We start from the raw sequence: 20,932 nt of genomic DNA, 5'->3' as shown, positions 1-20,932 counted from the left end.
GTCTATACTCAGGCTCGAATCCATTCACACGGGAACGGCGTCATGAAGCGACTCGGACAGTGGTTGGCTGGTGGTAGTCTGGCACTCGTGCTACTGGCAGGGTGCTCCAGCACCCCGCCCTCTTCCTACGAGAAGGTTGCCGGCGAGTACAAGGGCGTCCTGCCCTGTGCGGACTGCTCCGGCATCAACATCGACCTCGAAATGGTCAACATGGACGACACCGGCGGCGCCTACGTGCTCAGAAGCGTGTACCAGGGGCGCAGCGACGAAGTCATGGTGACACGAGGCAACTTCCTGATTCGCGAGGACGCCGGTCCCCAGCAACTGCCGATCGTCTACGACCTCAAGGGCGCCGGAGGCAATACCATCTACTACCTGCGTCCGATGGACAACGGCAATCTCGAGGTTCTCGACACCGGCATGCAGTCGATCCAGTCCGGCGTCGACGTGACACTGAAGCGCCAGTAACAACAGCCCCCGACCGAGATCGGCACAGGGACCTCCGCCAGTACGGGGCTCAAGTTCAGATGGGATCTCGATAGCCATACCGAAGCCGGGCCAAGCGCCCGGCTTCGCGCTTTTCAGGTCTCTTTTGCCGTCATCCGAATTTCTTCCGCCTGCCAGTCGAGGCCAATCTCGGCAAAGGTGGGGCGCTCAGAGACACGACTCCCCTCGTAGCGCGTCAGAAAGGCATCGAGAAACTGTAGCGTCGACACCAGGGGGATGCTGTCGGCAGCTGCGTTCAGCTCGCGGCGACAATTGAATCCTTCATGCCAGTCGGTGCCGAACTCGTGCGACGGGATCTGCTGGTCTTCCGGCGGAAACATCAGGCACACCAACCCCCGACCGTCGAACTCGATCAGGAACTGGCCGAAACGCTCGCGGAACCTGCGCAGCATGGCTACCGTGCCCGGTTCGAAAGTCTCACAGAGCCCAGAATGACGCGAACAATAAAACCCGGTCTCTGGATCGCGAATCAGCGCCGCCCCAGCATCCGCCAGCATATCCCTACGCTCGTCGCCTTCCAATGGGTGAACATCCGGCTTGCCGGACCAGAGCATCATGGTCCGTGGCGTGTTGCAAGTCAGCAGGATGCCCTCTTCGATGATCCAGTCCCGGGTCGCATATTCACGTTGCTCCTCGGAAATCTCATACTGGCCCCCTCCACAATGATCTCCTTCACCTTCGTAAACGAACATTGCGAAGGGAAGTGCATCGGCACCCTCCCCTAGGACCCCGCGCTGAAACAGGGAGATTTGATTGAGATCATGGCAGCGCCGGCACTGGCGCAGCCCGTTAACCAGACGCGCCGGCGGTGCAGCAGTGGCGACCGGCTCAAGGCCGTGACGCACCTCGATGAAACGCCTGATGAGCTCTCCTTTCGTCCATCCTGCTCGATCGGCGGGAGATTCCGACAATCCAAAGAGCTTGACGCATCCGCCGATCAAGAAAGGAAGCGCCAGCAACGCGGTAATGACAAGCGACGCAATGGCCGTATAGCCCGCGCCGGAAAGTCGCCATCCGGCATAGCCAATCGCACACGACAATGCAGCGGTACCAGCCGCGTACAGGCGATCGATACGCTGATCCGCTTGCCAGTCATGACGCTGGATTCTTGTCGCCAACGCGGCAAGCGCCTCGCATGTCGTTGCTTGCGCCAGCTCAACCTCGAACTGCGCCAGTCTCCGCTTTGAAGGTATCCCGATCGCCATGATCTGCTCGCTTTCCTGCGTGAATGTCTACTCGTTCAGTGAGCGATCGAATTGTCTTTTGGGGCTGCGCCCGAGACCGCCTCGGCAAGCGTCGGCCGGGCGCCCGTCGAGCCGCCCTCCAGCGCCTCCACGACGCGCAGCAGCGCCTTGACTCGCGCCTTCAATGCCGCGACCGCCTCGCTGCGATCGATGGCTCGCCGCAGCGCGACCGGATCGCTCAATGGCAGGTCAATATCGTGCGGTGGCCAGATCGCCGACACCTCGTGGGTGAAGACGATCAGCCCAGCGCCGTCGGTCTCGATCTCGACCCACTCCAGCGCGTCGCCGAGACGCTCGATCGCCGCTGCAGCGCCGGGCGCCAGCGACTCAACCGGCGTGGTGTCACAGGCGTCGTCGGCCGCCACCGGATAGGTGCGTTTCAGCGGTTCGCGCAAGCGGGTCGGCAGCGCAATGGCGTCGCAGAAGGCAAACAGCGTCGGGTCCCGCGACATCTCGTCCGTCGAACCGTCCGGGGTAGTGAAATCGAAGACCACGAATTCCGGGTCACTGCGGCTCCCCGGCGTGCCGCCCTGAAGCCCCACGCTCTCGTAGTCGGTATCGGCGACGCGATGCGCGACGACGCCTGTCAGCAGGTGACGCAGGATCGGTGCATTCATGGTGATCGGCCTTCCCGCCTCGAGCGCAACCGCCTGCTGGTAGAGTTGGCCGGCTATCATCCCAGGCCTCGGCCTCAGACGCTTGATCTTGGCCAGAATCAGTGCGAACGGGGTGTAGATCAACGCCAGCGCGCCCAGCACAACGACCGGCCAGCGCAACCCGATGACGCCCGCCAAGCCCAGCACGCCCAACCCAACCACGGCGATGGAGCCCAGCATGATCGGCCGCCGCCAGGCGCGAGGCGGCTCCAGCGAGCCCTCGTAGCGCTCGAGCGTCGTGAAGATGTCTCGGATCTCTTCGCGCGTCGTGGCGTCATCGATCCGCGACATGAGTGAGAAAAGAAAGTTATCCAGGCGGCTGCCGGGGGTCATTGATCGCTCTCAGCATCGGGCCGACCGCCAATGGCGCAGGCCGTTGGAAAGACATCGCTCAAGACTTGAGCGAGCGATGGACATAGAGGTCGTAGCGACTGGTCTTGCCTTCGATCACATGGTGCGGTGCCGGGCCATCGATCGGTGGCGCCTTGCGCGGGCGCTTGACCACGACACGATGCGTGGCCACATCCAGCGCCGCTTCCAGCAGGCGCGGCGCGTCAGCGTCGTCGCCGGCAAGCGCCCGGAAGAGACGCATCTCCTTTTTCACCAGCGCCGATTTCTCGCGATGGGGAAACATCGGATCGAGATGCACGACCTGTGCCTCGTGCGGCCAGGCAGCCACCGCACCGGCAAGCCCCGACGCACTGTCGGCATGACTCAACGCCAGGCGCGCGGCGATCTCGCCGATTTCCGGATCGGCACTGGCGCCAGCCAGCGCCGAGGCCAGCAGCGCATGAATCGCCGCCACCCGCTCGACCATCAGCACCTCAGCGCCGAGCGAAGCCAGCACGAAGGCATCGCGCCCCAGCCCCGCCGTGGCATCCACGACCTGCGGCACGACGCCCTTACCGAACCCGCACGCCTTGGCGATCAACTGGCCGCGACCGCCACCAAAACGACGTCGATGCGCCACCGCTCCGGTAACGAAATCCGCGCGAATCGGATGGCCGTAGATCGCCGGATCGCCGGCAATCTCTAGCCCATCCCCCCCCTGCTGCAGCACAAGCCCCTTGCCGGGCGGCGTCGCCTGCCACGCCAGGCCGTAGCGATCGGCGAGCAGGCGCAGAGACTCGCCGACCACGATCAACGTGCTAGCGGCCTCCGGATCGGCCGCACCGAGCGTGTCGTGTGAAGGGTTCATAGGATCCAGTGACTCATGCCGGCCTCGTAACTCACGCTATTTCGATGCCTCATGTCTTCGATGCCTCATGTCGCCCAGACGAACAACGCCACCCCTAGCAGCAGACGATAGATCACGAACGGCATCATGCCGATGCGATCGAGCGCGGCCAGGAACAGCTTGATGCAGAGCCAAGCGGCGACAAACGAGAACACCACCCCGAGCGCAATCTCGTGCCATTGCGCTGCCGAGCCCGACTGCGCCAGCTCGAGCCCTTTGAGCGAGCCCGCCGCGAGAATCAATGGGATCGACAGCAAGAACGAGAAGCGGGCGGCCGCCTGGCGCGTGAAGCCCAGCATCAGCGCCGCGGTCATGGTGATGCCGGAGCGCGAGGTACCCGGTATCAGCGCGAGGGCTTGAGCCAGCCCGACCAGCAGTGCCGTCTTCAGGGTCATGCGTTCGATCGGCTTGACCCGACTGCCACGCAGGTCGGCGATCCCCAGCAGCACGCCGAAGACCACCGTGGTGGTCGCAATCACCAGTACCGAGCGTCCGGCCGAGGCGATCCAGTCCTCGATCAGCAGCCCGAAGATCACCGCCGGCACGGTGCCGACGAGGATCGCCCAGCCGAGGCGACTCTCGGGCGTCGAGCCGCGCTTGCCAAACTGGGCGAACCAGGCGACGAGAATGCGACCAACCTCGTGGCGGAAGGCAAACAGGACCGCGCCGAGGGAACCGATATGCACGGCGACGTCGAAAGCCAGCCCCTGATCGGACCAGCCGAAAAGCTGCGAGGGAAGGATGAGGTGCGCGGAAGAGGAGATGGGCAGGAATTCGGTCAAGCCCTGAATGATGGCCAGTGCTGCCAGTTGAAGCACATCCATTGTCGGTCAGTATCCTTATTCGATGAGGCCGCGTTACGCGGCCTACGTCGTTCACGCCTTACGCCATGCCACCTCATCACGCAGATAGACCGGGACTGCCTCGTGAGGTGCGCGACCACGCGAGCCACGTTCCCATGATGCGGCGGCAAGACGAACGATATCCTCCGCCGCCGGTAGTTCGTCGGGGAGGCACTGCGGCAAGGCAGCCTTTACATCGACAGGTATATTAGACAAAAGTTGCCAACCGCTGCCTATCCCCAGCCACTCACATTTTTCGCCGCCGGGAGGCAGGTGCAGGGATTCTGGCGGGATGACGCGCTCCTCGAGCACGACCTCGACGTTCCCATCCTGGCAGCGGTATGCACCGACATAGATCTCGTTCATACGCGCATCGAGCGCCGCGATAACGTGCCGGGCATGCCATTGACGATGCGCGGCGAGCGCCAGCGCCTCCAGGGTCGAGATCCCCATCAGCGGCAGGTCAGCCCCATAGGCAAGCCCCTGGGCCACGCCTGCGGCGATCCGCAGCCCGGTAAAGGAGCCTGGCCCCTGCCCATAGGCAATGGCATCGAGCTGCGCGAGCGAGACACCGCCCTCCGCCAGGAGGGCATCGATCATCGGCAACAGTAGGCGGGTATGTTCGCGTGGCGCGATCTCGAAACGATGAACGAGGTCGCCGTCCTGCCATAGCGCGCAGGAGCAAGCGGTAGAAGAGGCATCGAGGGCCAGCAGGGTAGACATCGGTTTCCCGGGTCGTGACAGCAAAGGAAGGGGGCGAGTATACCTGTTCGACGACCCGAAACGAACGCTCCGCCCGAAGGCGGAGCGAAGCGAGAGATCAGCTTTCGAGGGCGGCGAGAACCTGGGTACGAATCTCGTCGACGCTGCCGACACCCGCGATACGATGGTAGGCCGGCGCGGCACTGGGCTCCTGCGCCGCCCAGCTCTGGTAATACTCCACCAGCGGTTCGGTCTGGTCGTGATAGACCGACAGGCGGTGGCGCACGGTCTGTTCGCTATCGTCGTCGCGCTGGATCAGCGGTTCGCCAGTCACGTCGTCCTTGCCTTCTTCCTGCGGCGGCTTGTAGTCAACGTGATAGACGCGCCCGGAATCCGGATGCACACGACGCCCGGACAGGCGGTTGACGATTTCCTCGTCTTCCACTGCGATCTCGACGACGTGATCCAGCTTGATACCGGCATCCTTCATGGCATCGGCTTGCGGCAGCGTCCGCGGGAAGCCGTCGAACAGGAAGCCATTGGCGCAGTCGGGCTGCGCAATGCGCTCCTTGACCAGCGCGATGATCAGGTCGTCGGAGACCAGCCCACCGTTATTCATGGTCTCCTTGACCTTGAGCCCCAGTTCACTACCTTCCTTGACGGCGGCACGCAGCATGTCGCCAGTCGAGATCTGCGGAATATGGTAGTGCTCGCAGATGAACTGAGCTTGGGTACCCTTCCCAGCGCCGGGGGCGCCCAAGAGAATCAAACGCATTGATGCTGCTCCTTGAAGTGTGGCGTCGGCCCGGCGAACCGTCGATGACGTCGGGCCGACACGCGATAGAGATCGTAATGGCTCAAGACGATACCTGCCGTGGCGCCGGCACACAAGGTGCCGCACGGCGGGCGTGTCAGCGTGACGCGGGCTGGGGCCCGCAACGAAAAACGCCAGCGGCTCCTGCAGGAGCCGCTGGCGTCGGTCAGGCCGCGCGAGACCGGATCAGACGAGCATGCGACGAATGTCGGTCAGCACCTGCGCCAGGTAGGCCGTGAAGCGCGCCGCATCAGCCCCGTTGACCGCCCGGTGGTCGTAGGAAAGCGACAGCGGGCACATCAGCCGCGGCTTGAACTCCGAGCCGTTCCAGACCGGTTTCATCTGCGACTTGGAGACCCCGAGGATCGCCACTTCCGGCGTGTTGACGATCGGCGTGAACGCCGTACCACCGATCGAGCCAAGACTCGAGATGGTAAAGCAGCCACCCTGCATCTCGTCGCGCTTGAGCTTGCCCTGCTGGGCGCGCCCGGCGAGATCGATCACCTCTTTCGCCAGCTCGATGATGCCCTTCTGATCCACGTTACGGATTACCGGTACCATCAGGCCGTTCGGCGTATCGACCGCGACGCCGATATGGAAGTACTTCTTCTGGATGATCTTGTCGCCGTCCGGGTGCAGCGAGACGTTGAACTGCGGAAACTTCTCGAGTGCCTTGGCAGCAGCCTTGATCATGAACGGCAACGGCGTGAGCTTGGCGCCCTGCTGCTGCGCCTCGTCCTTCATCGCCTTGCGGAAGGCTTCCAGCTCGCTGATGTCCGCCTCGTCGAACTGGGTGACGTGCGGCACGTTGAGCCAGCTGCGATGCAGATTGGTCGCCCCGGCCTTCATGAGACGGCCCATCGACTTCTCTTCGATTTCGCCAAACTGGCTGAAATCGACCGCCGGTACCGGCGGAATGCCTGCGCCGCCGCTAGCTGCCGGCGCTGCCGCCGCGCCACCGCCGCTCTTACGGGCTTTCATCACTTGCTTGACGAAGCCGTCGACGTCGTCCTTGAGGATTCGGCCCTTGGGTCCGGAACCCTTGACCTCGCCCAGATCGACGCCCAGCTCGCGTGCCAGCTTGCGCACCGCCGGGCCAGCATGCACGCCGGCACCGGCGCCCTTGTCGTCGCCGTGCTTCTCGCGCGCTTCCGGGCTCGGCTCGCCGGTGTACTCCGCACGCTTCGGCGATTGACCGCTATCGGCCTTGTCCGCGCTCGGCTTGGCGTCGCCGCCTTTCTTGGCACCGGCATCGGCAGACTTGCCGCCGGAAGCCGGCTTCTTCGCCGCCTTCTTGGCACCAGCCACTTCGACATAACCGATCAGATCGCCTTCGGAGACGCTGTCACCTTCTTTGACCGACACCTCGACGACCTTGCCCTTGAACGGACTCGGCACGTCCATCGATGCCTTATCGGACTCCAGCGTGATCAACGTGTCTTCCTCGTTGATCTCGTCGCCTTCGCTGATCGCGACTTCGATGATCTCGACGCCATCGCTGCCGCCGATATCGGGAACACGGATCTCCTGGCGACCACCGGTTTCGGCCTCTTCTGCCTCGGCGTCATCCGCGTCTTCGGCCGTGTCGGACTCAGCGCTGTCGCTGGCGGCGTCTTCGGCCGGCGCGTCTTCTTCGGCCTCGTCATCGCCTTCACCAGCGATCTCCATGGTACCGATGACGTCGCCTTCGGAGACGCTATCGCCCTCCTTGATAGAGAGCGAGACGATCTTGCCGCTGTAGGGGCTCGGCACGTCCATCGACGCCTTGTCGGACTCCAGCGTGATCAGCGTGTCTTCCTCGCTGATCTCGTCGCCTTCGCTGACCGGGACTTCGATGATCTCGACGCCTTCGCTGCCGCCGATATCCGGCACCTTCACCTCGACGGTGCGCTTACCGCCGCCGCTGGACTTCTTGGCAGCCGGCTTGGACTCGGCCTTTCCGGATGCGTCGTCGTTCTTTTCCGACTCGGCGTCATCCTGGGCGGCGGATTCGTCGCCTTCGGTAGACGCCTCGGCGTCATCTTCGCCGCCGCCTTCCGCTTCCAGCTCGAGAATATCGTCGCCTTCGGAGACGGTATCGCCTTCCTTGACCAGGATCTTGACGACCTTGCCGCCCTTAGGCGCCGGTACGTCCATGCTGGCCTTGTCGGATTCCAGCGTGATAATGGTGTCTTCGGCGGCGATAACATCACCGACGCTCACCGGAATCTCGATGATTTCGACATCGGTGCTGCCACCGATGTCGGGAACTTTGATGATTTCGCTACTCAAGGTCGCGCTCCTCTTCATCTGCCAGGCCGCCCGGGGGCCACCGGCTACATCAGGCTATCCGGCCGCCGTCGACCCGCGACGGCGGCACCTTGACGTTTCCTTCAGGATAACCGCCGCTGTTCAAGACACCAGCGGGCTGGGCTTGGCAGGATCGAGGCCATACTTCTTCATGGCATCGACCACGACCTTGGCGTCGATCTCGCCACGGTTGGCCAGGGCACGCAGCGCCTGAATGGTCACGTAGTAGCGGTCGACTTCGAAGAAGTGACGCAGCTGTTCCCGCGTGTCCGACCGTCCGAAGCCATCGGTACCCAGAACGTGGAAGTCGTTCGGGACCCAGGCACGAATCTGGTCAGCGTAGAGCTTCATGTAGTCGGTGGACGCGATGACCGGCCCCTCGACACTCTCGAGCTGCTGCGTCACCCACGGCTTTTCGCGCTTCTCGTCGTAATCGAGGAACTGCTGACGATCGTACTCGAGCGCTTCGCGACGCAGCTCGTTGAAGCTGGTCACGCTCCAGATATCGGCGACGACACCGTGCTCCTCGGCGAGCATCTCGGCCGCGGCCTCGACTTCGCGCAGGATCGTGCCGCTACCCATGAGCTGAACGCGCGGCTGCTTCTTCTTGCCGGAGGACTCGCCCGCCTTGAGCCGGTACATGCCGCGAACGATGCCCTCTTCGCAACCTTCCGGCGCTTCCGGATGGGCGTAGTTCTCGTTCATCACGGTCAGGTAGTAGAAGCAGTTTTCCTTATCCTGGTACATCCGCTTCAGACCGTCCTGCAGGATGACCGCCAGCTCGTGGCCGTAGCAGGGGTCGTAGGCGCGACAGGTCGGCACCGTGGACATCAGGATATGGCTGTGGCCATCCTGGTGCTGCAGGCCTTCGCCGTTGATGGTGGTCCGCCCTGCGGTACCGCCGATCATGAAACCACGCGCCTGCAGATCGCCGGCGGCCCAGACCAGATCGCCGATGCGCTGATAGCCGAACATCGAGTAGTAGACGTAGAACGGGATCAGCGGCAGATGGTGGTTGGCATAGGCAGTCGCCGCGGCGATCCACGCCGACATGGAACCGGCTTCGGTAATGCCTTCCTCGAGGATCTGACCTTTCTGATCTTCGCGGTAGTACATGATCTGGCCGGCATCCATCGGCTCGTACTTCTGGCCTTCGGCCGCGTAGATACCGAGCTGACGGAACATGCCTTCCATGCCGAACGTGCGCGCTTCGTCGGGAATGATCGGCACCACGCGCGACCCGAGCTGCTTGTGCTTGACCAGGCCGTTAAGCACACGCACGAAGGACATCGTGGTCGAGATCTCGCGATCGCCGGAGCCCTTGAGCTGGGTCGCGAACATCTTGTCGTCGAGGCCGGGGATCTCCATCGCCTCGAAGTCGGCCTTTCGCGCCGGCAGGAAGCCGCCGAGCTTCTCGCGCTGGAGATGCAGATACTTCATCTCCGGGCTGTCGTCTTCCGGCTTGTAGTACGGAATATCGCCGCTCTCGATCTGTTTGTCCGAGACTGGAATACCGAAACGATCGCGGAAGGCCTTGAGCGCATCGGTGTCCATGGACTTGATCTGGTGCGCTTCCATGTCGGCTTCGCCGTGGCCGCCACCCATGCCGTAGCCCTTGACGGTGTGCGCCAGAACCACGGTGGGACGACCATTGGCGTTGTTCACCGCCTCGTGGTAGGCCGCATAGACCTTCTGCGGATCATGACCACCACGGTTGAGACGGAAGACTTCCTCGTCGGAGTAGTCCTTGACCATCTCGGCAGTCTCTTCGTACTTGCCGAAGAACTGATCGCGGGTGTACTTGCCGCCTTGTGCCTTGTAGTTCTGGTATTCGCCGTCGACCGCCTCGTCCATGCGCTTCTGCAGCATGCCCTTGGTGTCCTGTTCGAACAGCGGATCCCACAGACCGCCCCAGACGACCTTGATCACGTTCCAGCCGGCACCGCGGAAGACACCTTCGAGCTCGTCGATGACGCGGGAGTTGCCGCGTACCGGACCGTCGAGACGCTGCAGGTTGCAGTTGATGACGAAGATCAGGTTGTCGAGCTTTTCACGGCTTGCCAGGTGCAGCGCGCCCAGCGACTCCGGCTCGTCGCACTCGCCGTCGCCGAGGAAGGCCCAGACCTTGCGGTCCTTCATGTCCTCGAGCTCACGCGAGTTGAGATACTTCATCACGTGGGCTTGATAGATCGCCTGGATCGGCCCCAGCCCCATGGAGACGGTGGGGAACTGCCAGTAGTCCGGCATCAGGTACGGGTGCGGGTACGAGGGCAGGCCCTCGCCGTCCACTTCCTGACGGAAGGTGTCCATCTGCTCGTCGGTCAGACGACCTTCCAGGAAGGAGCGCGCGTAGATGCCCGGCGTCACGTGACCCTGGATATAAAGCAGATCACCCTTGTGATCGCCATTGTCGGCGCGGAAGAAGTGGTTGAAACCGACTTCGTAGAGCGTCGCGCTGGACTGGTAGCTGGCGATATGCCCGCCCAGCCCCTTGTGCTTCTTGTTGGCCCGCAGCACCTGGACCATCGCGTTCCAGCGAATCGCCGAGCGGATCTTGCGCTCGATGAACATGTCACCGGGGATCTTCGCTTCGCGATGAACCGGGATCGTGTTGCGGTGCGGCGTGGTGCCGGAAAACGGCGGTGAAGAGCCATCACGACGCAGGCGATCCGCCAGCCGACTCAGGATGTACCGAGCGCGCTCTTCGCCCTCATGCTCGACGACCGAGGCCAAGGAATCCAGCCATTCCGTGGTTTCGACCGGATCGAGATCTTCTCGTGTCTCCAGACTCATAGACAACTCTCCGAATGGGAAAAGGTTTGCCATTCGCCCGGCCATGGCGGGTAGCCGCAGCGGGGCTTGGATATGCGCTCTTCGGTGCGGGTACGACTCTTGTGGGGCCGTTTTCCGAGATTGTTCGGCTGTAACTGAATTACAGCGGGCGTGCGTGACGCAGAAAATCAGGCGAAGAAGATACCGCAAACGCTGTCTCGTGCCAATTCACAGACGCGTCTATCACGCCAGAGAGTGCGCCCAAATGCCGCAACATCAATCGCTTGAGCGGACTCCCGCAGAACGATGTCGTTGTTAGCGCGCATGTAGTCTTTTTACGCACTGAGATCACGCCGAGAAGCGTCCGACTGATCAGCCTAGCACTCAGCCCCGCGATGTCAGGCAACGCTGCAGATAGGCCCAATCGAAAGCGCCGCCGGGATCGGTCTTGCGCAGGGGCGCGATGTGCGCATGTCCGGTCAGCCGATCGCCGTCGATATCGGGGTAGTGCTGGTACAGCGTTCGGATCACACCCGCCAGCGCTCGATACTGCGCCTCGCGATAAGGAGTCTCGTCGGTGCCTTCGAGCTCGATGCCGATGGTGAAGTCGTTGAGCCCCTCGCGCCAGCGCCCGGCATCGCACCAGCGTGAGCGTCCCGCGTGCCAAGCCCGGCGATCGAACGGCACGAACTGCACGATTTCGCCATCGCGACGAATCAACAGGTGGGCGGAAACCCGCAACGCCGCAATCGGCTCGAAGGCAGGATGTGCCGCCGGATCGAGCGTATTGGTGAAGAGCCGTTCGATCGCCTCGCCGCCGAATTCCCCCGGCGGCAGACTGATACCGTGCAGCACCACGGCGGATATCTCGCCGTCGGGGCGAGCATTGGCATTCGGCGAAGGTACGCGCCTTGCTTCGGCGAGCCAGTGGTCATCGATCGTCATGTCGGCCTCGCAGGACATCAGCGCTCTCCCGTCAGACGCTCGTCGCGCGGGCTGATGCCGAAATGATGGCGGTAAGCGGTAGAGAAATGCGCCCCGGAAGAGAACCCGGTCGCCAGGGCGATATCCCCCACCGCCAGATCGCTCTCCCGCAGCTGGCGACGGGCCCGTTGCAGGCGCAGGTTGAGGTAATAACGGCTGGGCACGGCCTGAAGGTGCTTCTTGAACAGCCGCTCCAGTTGGCGCCGCGAAATACCGAGGTGCGCCGCCAGTTCGTGCGTGGTCAGCGGCTCCTCGATATTGGCTTCCATCAGCGACACGGCATCGACCAGACTCTGCGGCGCGTGTCCTAGACGGGAACGCAGCGACACCTGCTGAGGTTCGTCGCCCATGCGAATGCGTTCGCAGACGAAGTGTTCGGAGATCCGCTGCGCGAGGGCTGCGTCCTGCTGCTGCCCGATCAGGGTCATCAGCATATCCATCGCCGCCGTGCCGCCCCCACAGGTGAGGCGATCCCGGTCGATCTCGAACAGCTGATGGGTTACCTGAACCGCCGGGAAGGCTTGGGCAAACGCTTCGGCGCTGGCATAGGGGATCGACGCCCGGTAGCCGTCGAGCACCCCGGCTCGTGCCAGCCAGTAGGTGCCGCCGGCGATGCCACCGAGCGTCACCCCACGCTGCGCCAGACGACGCAGCCAGGCCATCAGCCTATCATCGGCTTCGTCGCGTGCCGTGGTCGGTGGCGGCGCGCAGACGAAAAGCATGTCGAGGGGCCGTGCATCGCTGCCGGCAACGCTCTCGGGCGAGAGCGATAGCTCGGCTACGCTCTTGACACCACGACCGGCGACGCCAAAGGTGGTGACCGCATAGAGCCGGCGGTCGGCCAGCGCGTTGGCGACCACCAGCGGCTCGATCGCACAGGCCTGTGCGATCAGCGAGAAGCCCGGCAACATCAGGAACCCCGCCTGGCGCGGGGCGACGTCTGCACTCATGGTCGCAGCATCAGAGCCGCTGCGGCTCAGACCTGAACGACGTCGAATTCGACGGCCGGATCCACTTCCGCGTCGTAATCGACATCATCGCGCTCGAAGCCAAACAGCTTGAGGAACTCGTGCTTGTAACCGGCATAGTCGGTCAGCGCGAACAGGTTGTCGCTGGTCACCTGCGGCCACAGATCCTTGCATGCCTGCTGGATGTCGTCGCGCAGCTCCCAGTCGTCCAGTCGCAGCCGGCCCGCCTCGTCCACCGGCGCATCGCCGTCGATATAGAGCCGATCCTTGAACAGGCGATTGAGCTGATCGATGGTGCCCTCGTGAACGCCCTGCTCCTTCATCACCTTGTAGACCATGGAGATGTAGAGCGGCATGACGGGAATCGCCGCGCTCGCCTGCGTGACCACTGACTTCAGCACGGCCACGTTGGCGCTGCCGCCGGTCGCCGCCAGACGCTTGTCGATGTCGCTCGCGGCGCGGTCGAGATCTTCCTTCGCCTTGCCCAGCGCACCGTGCCAGTAGATCGGCCAGGTGATATCGGTGCCGATGTAGCTGAACGCCACGGAGCGCGCACCCGGTGCGAGCACGCCCGCCTGGTCCAGCGCATCGATCCATAGTTCCCAGTCCTGCCCGCCCATCACATCGATGGTATCGGCGATTTCCTGCTCGCTGGCTGGCTCGACGGACGCTTCGGTGATCGTGTCCTTGTTGGTGTCGATCGCGGTCGCGGTGTAGGTCTCGCCAATCGGCTTGAGGCTGGAGCGCTTGAGCTCACCGGTATCCGGCATCTTGCGCACCGGTGATGCCAGCGAATAGACCACCAGGTCGATCTGGCCCATGTCCTCGCGGATGCGTTCGATCGCCGCTTGGCGCACTTCATGAGAGAACGCATCGCCGTTGATCGACTTGCTGTAGAGCCCTTCGGCCTTGGCAAACTTGTCGAAGGCCGCGGCGTTGTACCAGCCGGCGGTGCCGGTTTTCTTCTCAGTGCCCGGCTTCTCGAAGAAGACGCCCAGCGTGTCGGCGCCATAGCCGAACGCCGCGGTGACCCGTGCCGCGAGGCCATAGCCGCTGGAAGCACCGATGACCAACACGTTGCGCGGGCCGCCCTCGGCGCCGTTCAGGTTGGCTCGGGTCGTCTCGATCTGCTCGAGAACATTGCGCTCGCAGCCGAGCGGATGCGTCGTGGTACAGATGAAACCACGGACCTTGGGCTTGATGATCACGTCGAACCTCGTCTTCTTTTAGCCTGTGCGGAAAGCCCCGGCACGTTCGGCCGGGCATTGACGTTGGGCGCATTCTAACAGGGTGGCCGAAAAGGGGGCGAACTTGCGTCTCGGCCTTGCCGACACCACGTTCATCGCCGATGGGCTTGTCTCCTCGCCGGGGGTGGCCGATCATGGCCCGCGCCGGTGAGAAGCCTGCCGTTACCCGTCCGCCCCCGTGCTGCGGTCAGGCGTCATCCAGCCCGTCATGCCTGCGCCCGATAGGCCCGACCAACGAGAAATCCCGTCCGACCAAAAAGCCAGTCCGGCCAGAAAGCCCGAGAGAGAGCGCCCCATGAATCAGCACGAGCAAGAGATCGAAGCCCTCATCGCCCGCCGCGGCGCGCTCTGGCTGGCCCTCTCCGCCCTGTGGCTCGAACGCGAACCGCGCGAAGCCGACTACGCCCGCATGATCGGAGAGGCAGACGCCAGCGGCCTGACTCGGGAAGCGCTGGAGTGGATCTATCGCCTGGAGATGTCGCCGGTGATGGCGCGCTATCAGCTCTCGATGGCAGGCGAGTGGCGAACGTTCGACGAGACGCTGCTGCTGACGCGGCTGGTGCGCCACAATCGTCGGCTGCGGGGCTGGCGCAAGGGCGTCTGGTCGCTCTTCTCGGGACTGACGACGATGATGAGCCGCCCGCGCTTCGACGAACTGATGGTCAGGCTGATGGTGGCTCGTGGCGAGCGCCCGCCCCGCTGACGCTGGCCCGGCAGCGGTCAGGCGGAGAACGGCGTGTCGAGCGCGTCCTCGAGCGCGGGGCGCATCGAACGCGGCTGGGCACGCGGCCCGAACCGCCGAATGACCTGCCCGTCGCGCCCGACCAGAAACTTGGTGAAATTCCACTTGATCGGCGTGCTGCCGAGCACACCCGGTGCCTGACGCCGCAGATGCACGAACAGCGGGTGCGCGTCGCGGCCGTTGACGTTGACCTTCTCCATGAGCGGAAAGGTCACACCGTAGCGCTGCTCGCAGAAGGCGCCGAAATGGCTGGAGGACTCCGGCGACTGGCGGCCGAACTGGTTGCAGGGAAAGGCCAGAATGGTGAAGCCTTGGTCCCGATAGTCGCGATAGAGCGTCTCCAGCCCCGCCAACTGCGGCGTGAACCCGCACCGACTCGCCACGTTGACGACCAGCAGCACCTGACCGCGCAGGGCGCGGAGATTGAAAGGGGTACCGGATTGGGTCCGGCAGTCCAGCGTATATAGCGACATCGATGCGTCGATCCAGAAACCCCGAAGTGAGAGTGGCACGCTTGCGCGTCCTGAGCGCTTGCTTCAAGCCTGAGCGCTTGCTTGAAGAGAGTGCCACGCCGACCCGGCATTCACCAGAGGCTAACCCGTCCCCGCTTGCTTGACGTTCAGACCGAGAGCCGCGTCATCATCTGCTGCAGCGCCAGCCGCGTATCCGGTGTCGCGCGCTCCAGCGCCAGCGCCTCTCGCGGCGGCATCCAGCGCACGGCCGCCACCTCTTCCGGCTGCAGACGCAGCGGGCCGTCCACGCTGACGCCGTAAAGGGCGCCGAAGATCCGCAGCGAGCCCTCCACGAAGCGCAGCTCGCCGGCCGGCCTCAGCGGTACGCCGCGGATGCCCAGCTCTTCCTCGAGCTCGCGCCGGGCCGCCGGCAGAAAGGCCTCGCCGGCACCGACCACGCCCCCGGCCGCCAAGTCGAACCCGCCGGGATACGTCTCCTTGATCATCGTGCGCTGCTGTACGCAGACCTCACCGCCGGCATTGAAGACCACGATATAGGTCGCGCGATGCCAGCACCCCAGACGGCGCATCACGGCGCGTGACGCACTGCCACAGGGGCGGTTGCGTGAATCGACGAGCTGGACCTGCTCATCGGCGATGACGATGTCACTCATGACGGCATCCACAACGAAAACATGAGGCGCCAGCCTATCATGACGGTACGGCTATCCTGCATTGGTCGAAGAACCCGGCATGCGGCCCTCGTCGGGGCTATGCTCGGCGAAACGCCCGAGGAGGACGCGCATGGTCGATTATGCGCCACGCACTCGCCTGACCACGCATACCGTCGACAATCAGCCACCGTTGCGCCCGCCGGCGGACCCGTGGCTGACCGATCGCCCCCTGCGTGACGTCCTTGCCCGGCTAGCCCCGCCCTGGGTCGGCGAACGCCTGGCCCCGCTGGGCGCCCGGCTGGCAGACGCGGAGATCGAGACACTGGCCGATCAGGCCAATCGTGTGCCGCCTCGGCTGCGCGCGTTCGATCGCCACGGCCGGCGGCTCGACGAGGTCGAGTACCATCCGGCGTACCACGCCCTGATGACCCTCGCCATCGAAGGCGGCTGGCAGGCGGTCGCCTGGGAGCAGGAATATCGTGGCGGCCATCAGGCCCACGCTGCCGGACTCTACTTGCTCACGCAGGCGGAGCCCGGTTTCTGCTGTCCGATCACCATGACGCACGCCGCCATGCCCGTGCTGCGCCATCTGCCCGACGACGAGGGCTGGCAGACCAGACTCATGGGGCGCGAGTACGACCCTCGCGCACGGCCCGCCTGGCACAAGACGACCAATACGTTCGGCATGGCCATGACCGAAAAGCAGGGCGGGAGCGACGTGCGCCGCAATGCCACCCGAGCCGAGCCGACCGATGCCGGAGCGACGTGGTATCGGCTTCACGGGCATAAGTGGTTCTGCAGCGCGCCGATGTCGGACGCGTTCCTCACCCTGGCCCAGACCGACGCCGGACTCACCTGCTTCCTTGCCCCGCGCTTCACGCCCGACGAACAGCGCAACGCGATCGAAATCCAGCGTCTCAAGGAGAAGTGCGGCAATCGCGCCAATGCCTCTGCCGAGATCGAATACGTCGGCGCCTGGGCGCAGCGTGTCGGCGAGCCGGGGCGCGGCATCGCAGCGATTCTGGAGATGGTCCAGCAGACCCGTCTCGACGCCGCCATGGCTCCGGCCGGGATGATGCGCCAGGCCCTGCGCGAGGCGTGGCAACAGGTGCAGGGGCGCGAGGCTTTCGGCCAGCGACTGAGCGATCAGCCGCTGATGCAGCGCGTCATCGCGGATCTGGCGATCGAGGCCGAAGCCAGCCTGTGGCTGGCCATGCGCGGCGCCAGCGCCATGGACGGCGCCAGCGAGAGCGAGCACGAGGCGGCGCTGGCTCGGCTGGTGCCGGCACTCGCGAAGTTCTGGAACAACAAGCGCGGCCCAACCTTCATGGCCGAGGCGATGGAGTGTCTCGGCGGCATCGGCTATGTCGAAGAGAGCCCGCTGGCTCGCCTCTACCGAGAGGCACCGGTGAACTCGATCTGGGAAGGATCGGGCAATGTCATCTGCCTCGACGTCTTACGCATTCTCGCGCGGCACCCGGCAAGCATCGAAGCTCTGCGCCATGAGCTCAACCTGAGCCGGGGCGGCCACCCGGCCTTCGATGCCGCCGTCGAATTACTCGAGCGTGCGACAGGGCAAGATGCCAGCCAGCAAGAAGCCGAGGCCCGCTGGCTCACCCAGCAGATGGCGCAGACCCTGCAGGCCGCACTGCTGATCCGTCACGCGCCACACTCGGTCGCGGAAACGTTCTGCGCTACCCGGCTCGGCGTCCCGTCGCCGATTTTCGGCGTACTCCCGGCTCAGGCACCGATCGCCGACCTGCTGGCGAGACTATCGGACTGACACGCTCACCCCAGCGCGACCCGCATCGCCAGCCCCAGCAGCACAATACCCGTCAAGCGCTGCAGGCCGAGCGCATGCCGCTGCAGCCAAGGCAGCACCCGCGAGTGAGACAGCACCAGTGCCACCAGCAGGTACCAGCCGGCATCCACCAGCATGGCGGTCGCGATGATCAGCCAGCGTGCGACCGCGCTCATGTCGGCGGTCACGAACTGACTCAGCAGCGCGGTGAAGAAGACGATCAACTTGGGGTTGCCGAGCGCGACCAGCAGCCCGTCGCGTAGCGCAGGCAACCAGCCGCCGGCGTCGTGCTCGGTCACCCAGTATCGGTGTCCACTCGATCGCAATGCTTGCAGCCCGATCCAGGCCAGATAGAGCGCTCCGCCCCAGGTCACCAGGCGATAGAGCCAGGGTTGATGCACGATCACCGCGGCCAGACCCAGCACCGTGAGACCCGCGTAGGCGCCAACGCCCAGCGCATGCCCGATGGCGGCCACCATGCCGGACAGGCGGCCACCGCCGACCGTATGGCGCATGACCATGGCCAGACTCGGCCCCGGCGACATGGCGCCGAGCAGGCAGATCAACAGCAGCGACAACCAGAGTGGCAGCGACATGACGCGTCCTTGCAGCAGCATCCGAAGGCTGCCAATGCAGCGCCGGACAGGAAAACGCCCAGCATGCCCGCTGGCGCCCGCCCCGACCACCCCGATGTCCCGATGCCCCATCGCCTCGGCGAGGCCGCCGGGAGCTTCTCTCTGGCCGGCCTCCTCGCATCATGACGTCGCGCCGGCACGTTTCGGCGTCTACGCTGTCGAAGCTTCCATCTGAAACGTCAACCGGCGAGGGCAAGACGAGCTAGAAAGCCCGACAAACTAGATAGCCCAGGCGGGCGAGCAAGCCGCGGAGCTGAGCAGCGGCGCCGCCAAGCGGTAGAGCGATCGCCGCGACAGCGGAGCCGCCCTGATGCACCTGCCGAAACCGACCGTCGTCCGAGCCAGCGTCAGCACTTTTCAGATCGAGCACAACTGTCAGGCTTATCGAAATCAGGGAGGAAAACCATGAGCCTTTTCCGTCGTGGAGAACATCGCGCCGACACCGATCGCCTGCGCGATGACGTTCGCGATATCGGCGATCAGGGCCGGGCGCTGGGACGCGACCTGCTCACCGATGCCGAGGACGCGATCGAGGCGGCACGCCAGCAGAGCGAGGCCCAGTATGCCCGGCTTGCTGCCGATGCACGGCGCCAGAATCGCCGCCTGAAACAGTCCGCCGCGCGAGGCCGTTCGACCGCGGGCCGAACCGCCAACGACTGCGACCGCTACGTGCGCGAGCATCCGTGGGCCGGTATCGGTATCGCTGCGGTTGCTGGCACGCTCGTCGGCCTCTTCGTAGGGCGCCGCTGATGCCGTTCGCCTCGGCTCACGGGCCGGGGCGATCTGGCACAACCATAGTTTCATCCTTTAACCGTTATTAAACTTTCCAATCGAAGCTGTAGACAGTTGAGAACGATAGTCGTTTAATCGGAAAAAACCTGACACCCGGAGACCGAGATGAGCGCAGACAAGTGGCAGACGATCAACGTCGAAAACATCGACAAATCCGCGAGATCGCTGCATGCCTGCTCGCTGGACCCCTCCATCCGCTGCCTGGCCGAGCTGCGCGCCTCGCAGATCAACGGCTGCCTGAGCTGCACCCATTTCCGCCGTGAACAGGCGGAAGCGCTGGGCATCTCCGCCAGCAAACTCTCGGCGCTTGCCGCCTGGTCCGAATCGGACGAGTTCAACGAGCGTGAGAAAGCCGCGCTCGCCTGGTGTGAATCCTTCACCCACTTCCGCCCCGCCAACCCGGCGACCCGGAAGCTGGCCCTGACGGCATTTTCTCCGCGCGAGCTGGCGGACCTGACCATGGCCATCGAGATGACCAGTGCGCTGAGCCGTGCCTCGCGCCGCGCTGCTATCTGACGACGACAGCCGCCCTCACGACGATAGCCTCACTGGTCTCCCGCCGCCCCCTTGGGTGGCGGCGCCCCGTTGCAGGGTCTCGCGCTCTCGGCCCGTGCCGACGTTGGGCTTCGGATTAGGTTTCGCGTCATTGACGCGCTCGCCGCACGGCGCGCCGAGACGCCGACAAGGGCTCGCCACGCTTCGTGACATCTCTTCCCTTCGTGACATCTTCTCCCTTCGTGACGCCTAACCTTTCGTGCCCCCTGAGGCTCGCGCGCCCCCCCCCCCCTCATCGACCCTCGCGAGCCGGAGCCGGAGCCAGTTCAGCGTGCATAGTCGCGAAACAGCGTATGCTGCCATTGCCGCAGCGCCAGCACGCAGGTCGTACCGGCACGCTGATCCAGCGGCAGGCTACCCTCCCGCTGACAGAGATCGTGAAACTCCTGCCCCAGGCGTGCCAGCTTCTGCTGCCACTCCGCATTGCCGGCGGCAGACAGCAGGCCGTTCAGTACGACGAGTCGCTCCCTATCGCTGTCGAAACGGGAACGGAAAAACTCGCTGACCACGTGCTGCTGGAAAAAGCGTTGAATCGGTCCGTCCGGTCGCCAGTGGAAATGCGCGGCGACACGCCGCTTGATGCGATTGCCGGGCTGCAGTTCGATCAGCTGCAAGCGCTCCAGTTTGAGCAACTGCTGCACGCACTCCGCCTCGCTGAGCCGATATTCGCGGTGAATATCGTCGAGGCCGTAACCGTTCATGACGCAGACCGCGACCAGCAGTAACGCCGGTTCGTCGACAATGCTTTGCTCCTGGGACGCGCTCAGCTCGTGCAGGCGGCGCGTCTCGGTCTGCATCTCGAGCATCAGCTCGCTCAATTCGAGGCCGAGCCGCTCGCAGATGCACTCGAGACGGACCAGCGTGAAGTGACGCTCAGCGAAGAGACGCTTGACCGTCGCTTCGCTGAGCGCAAGCCACCCCGCAACATCGGCGTAGGTTTTTCCCTGCGCCCGGAGCTGGCGCTTCAAAGTATCGACAAGCGAGACAATCTGGGACACGGGCGCGAAACCTCGAGAAAA

Annotated in this window: 20 protein-coding genes; 5 read left to right on the top strand and 15 right to left on the bottom strand. The window is 64.3% G+C overall.

Annotated features, from left to right (window positions below; all coding sequences use genetic code 11):
* The first annotated feature begins 42 nt into the window (after positions 1–42).
* Positions 43–468, top strand: coding sequence for a copper resistance protein NlpE N-terminal domain-containing protein (locus tag MC381_RS09110; protein WP_251977419.1), 426 nt, complete (start codon positions 43–45; stop codon positions 466–468).
* A gap of 113 nt (positions 469–581) precedes the next feature.
* On the opposite strand, the gene MC381_RS09105 is transcribed toward MC381_RS09110, so the two are convergent.
* The 11 genes from MC381_RS09105 to fabV form a co-directional block, all read right to left on the bottom strand.
* Entirely contained in the window at positions 582–1,712 is a 1,131-nt protein-coding gene (locus tag MC381_RS09105) for a hypothetical protein (protein ID WP_251977418.1), read from the bottom strand.
* Between the two features lie 35 nt (positions 1,713–1,747).
* Positions 1,748–2,740, bottom strand: coding sequence for a hypothetical protein (locus tag MC381_RS09100; RefSeq protein ID WP_251977417.1), 993 nt, complete (start codon positions 2,738–2,740; stop codon positions 1,748–1,750).
* Positions 2,741–2,798: 58 nt separating this feature from the next.
* Entirely contained in the window at positions 2,799–3,605 is an 807-nt protein-coding gene (locus MC381_RS09095) for a class I SAM-dependent methyltransferase (RefSeq protein WP_251977416.1), read from the bottom strand.
* Between the two features lie 65 nt (positions 3,606–3,670).
* Positions 3,671–4,468, bottom strand: a complete 798-nt coding sequence (locus MC381_RS09090) for an undecaprenyl-diphosphate phosphatase (RefSeq protein ID WP_251977415.1) — start codon at positions 4,466–4,468, stop codon at positions 3,671–3,673.
* 51 nt (positions 4,469–4,519) lie between these two features.
* Entirely contained in the window at positions 4,520–5,209 is a 690-nt protein-coding gene (gene tsaB, locus MC381_RS09085; RefSeq protein ID WP_251977414.1) for a tRNA (adenosine(37)-N6)-threonylcarbamoyltransferase complex dimerization subunit type 1 TsaB, read from the bottom strand.
* A gap of 97 nt (positions 5,210–5,306) precedes the next feature.
* On the bottom strand, positions 5,307–5,963 hold the full coding sequence (gene adk, locus MC381_RS09080) for an adenylate kinase (protein WP_251977413.1): 657 nt from the start codon (positions 5,961–5,963) through the stop codon (positions 5,307–5,309).
* A gap of 225 nt (positions 5,964–6,188) precedes the next feature.
* On the bottom strand, positions 6,189–8,273 hold the full coding sequence (gene aceF / locus MC381_RS09075) for a pyruvate dehydrogenase complex dihydrolipoyllysine-residue acetyltransferase (protein ID WP_251977412.1): 2,085 nt from the start codon (positions 8,271–8,273) through the stop codon (positions 6,189–6,191).
* A 120-nt stretch (positions 8,274–8,393) separates the two neighbouring features.
* Positions 8,394–11,084 (bottom strand): pyruvate dehydrogenase (acetyl-transferring), homodimeric type, encoded by a 2,691-nt coding sequence (gene aceE / locus MC381_RS09070; RefSeq protein WP_251977411.1) that lies wholly within the window; start codon positions 11,082–11,084, stop codon positions 8,394–8,396.
* A gap of 363 nt (positions 11,085–11,447) precedes the next feature.
* Positions 11,448–12,008 carry a 1,6-anhydro-N-acetylmuramyl-L-alanine amidase AmpD gene (gene ampD / locus MC381_RS09065; RefSeq protein WP_445380965.1) on the bottom strand — a complete coding sequence of 187 codons (561 nt, stop codon included), beginning with the start codon at positions 12,006–12,008 and terminating at the stop codon, positions 11,448–11,450.
* A gap of 17 nt (positions 12,009–12,025) precedes the next feature.
* The gene (locus MC381_RS09060; protein WP_251977409.1) at positions 12,026–12,997 is read right to left on the bottom strand and encodes a GlxA family transcriptional regulator; all 972 of its coding nucleotides are present in this window, start codon (positions 12,995–12,997) and stop codon (positions 12,026–12,028) included.
* A gap of 26 nt (positions 12,998–13,023) precedes the next feature.
* A complete protein-coding gene (gene fabV, locus MC381_RS09055) occupies positions 13,024–14,223 on the bottom strand; it encodes an enoyl-ACP reductase FabV (protein WP_251977408.1) in 1,200 nt (399 codons plus the stop codon).
* Positions 14,224–14,557: 334 nt separating this feature from the next.
* On the opposite strand from fabV, the gene MC381_RS09050 reads away from it, so the two are divergent.
* A complete protein-coding gene (locus MC381_RS09050) occupies positions 14,558–14,965 on the top strand; it encodes a DUF7079 family protein (protein WP_251977407.1) in 408 nt (135 codons plus the stop codon).
* 17 nt (positions 14,966–14,982) lie between these two features.
* Here the strand turns inward: MC381_RS09050 and MC381_RS09045 are convergent, their stop codons facing one another.
* Entirely contained in the window at positions 14,983–15,477 is a 495-nt protein-coding gene (locus MC381_RS09045; RefSeq protein WP_251977484.1) for a glutathione peroxidase, read from the bottom strand.
* A 146-nt stretch (positions 15,478–15,623) separates the two neighbouring features.
* Complete coding sequence (locus MC381_RS09040) at positions 15,624–16,130, bottom strand: NUDIX hydrolase (RefSeq protein ID WP_251977406.1); 507 nt, start codon at positions 16,128–16,130, stop codon at positions 15,624–15,626.
* A gap of 130 nt (positions 16,131–16,260) precedes the next feature.
* Here MC381_RS09040 and MC381_RS09035 point away from each other — a divergent pair, with 130 nt between their 5' ends.
* Positions 16,261–17,913 carry an acyl-CoA dehydrogenase family protein gene (locus MC381_RS09035; RefSeq protein ID WP_251977405.1) on the top strand — a complete coding sequence of 551 codons (1,653 nt, stop codon included), beginning with the start codon at positions 16,261–16,263 and terminating at the stop codon, positions 17,911–17,913.
* Between the two features lie 5 nt (positions 17,914–17,918).
* On the opposite strand, the gene MC381_RS09030 is transcribed toward MC381_RS09035, so the two are convergent.
* Positions 17,919–18,527 carry a LysE family translocator gene (locus MC381_RS09030; RefSeq protein WP_251977404.1) on the bottom strand — a complete coding sequence of 203 codons (609 nt, stop codon included), beginning with the start codon at positions 18,525–18,527 and terminating at the stop codon, positions 17,919–17,921.
* Positions 18,528–18,971: 444 nt separating this feature from the next.
* On the opposite strand from MC381_RS09030, the gene MC381_RS09025 reads away from it, so the two are divergent.
* The gene (locus tag MC381_RS09025; protein ID WP_251977403.1) at positions 18,972–19,316 is read left to right on the top strand and encodes an ElaB/YgaM/YqjD family protein; all 345 of its coding nucleotides are present in this window, start codon (positions 18,972–18,974) and stop codon (positions 19,314–19,316) included.
* Positions 19,317–19,463: 147 nt separating this feature from the next.
* Complete coding sequence (locus MC381_RS09020; protein WP_251977402.1) at positions 19,464–19,874, top strand: carboxymuconolactone decarboxylase family protein; 411 nt, start codon at positions 19,464–19,466, stop codon at positions 19,872–19,874.
* Positions 19,875–20,179: 305 nt separating this feature from the next.
* Here the strand turns inward: MC381_RS09020 and MC381_RS09015 are convergent, their stop codons facing one another.
* Positions 20,180–20,911: a helix-turn-helix transcriptional regulator gene (locus MC381_RS09015; protein WP_251977401.1), complete on the bottom strand. Its 732-nt coding sequence runs from the start codon at positions 20,909–20,911 to the stop codon at positions 20,180–20,182.
* Between the last annotated feature and the right edge of the window lie 21 nt (positions 20,912–20,932).

Source organism: Salinicola avicenniae, assembly GCF_023736115.1.
GTDB classification, from domain to species: Bacteria; Pseudomonadota; Gammaproteobacteria; order Pseudomonadales; family Halomonadaceae; genus Salinicola; species Salinicola avicenniae.
This window is presented reverse-complemented; position numbering and strand designations above follow the sequence as displayed.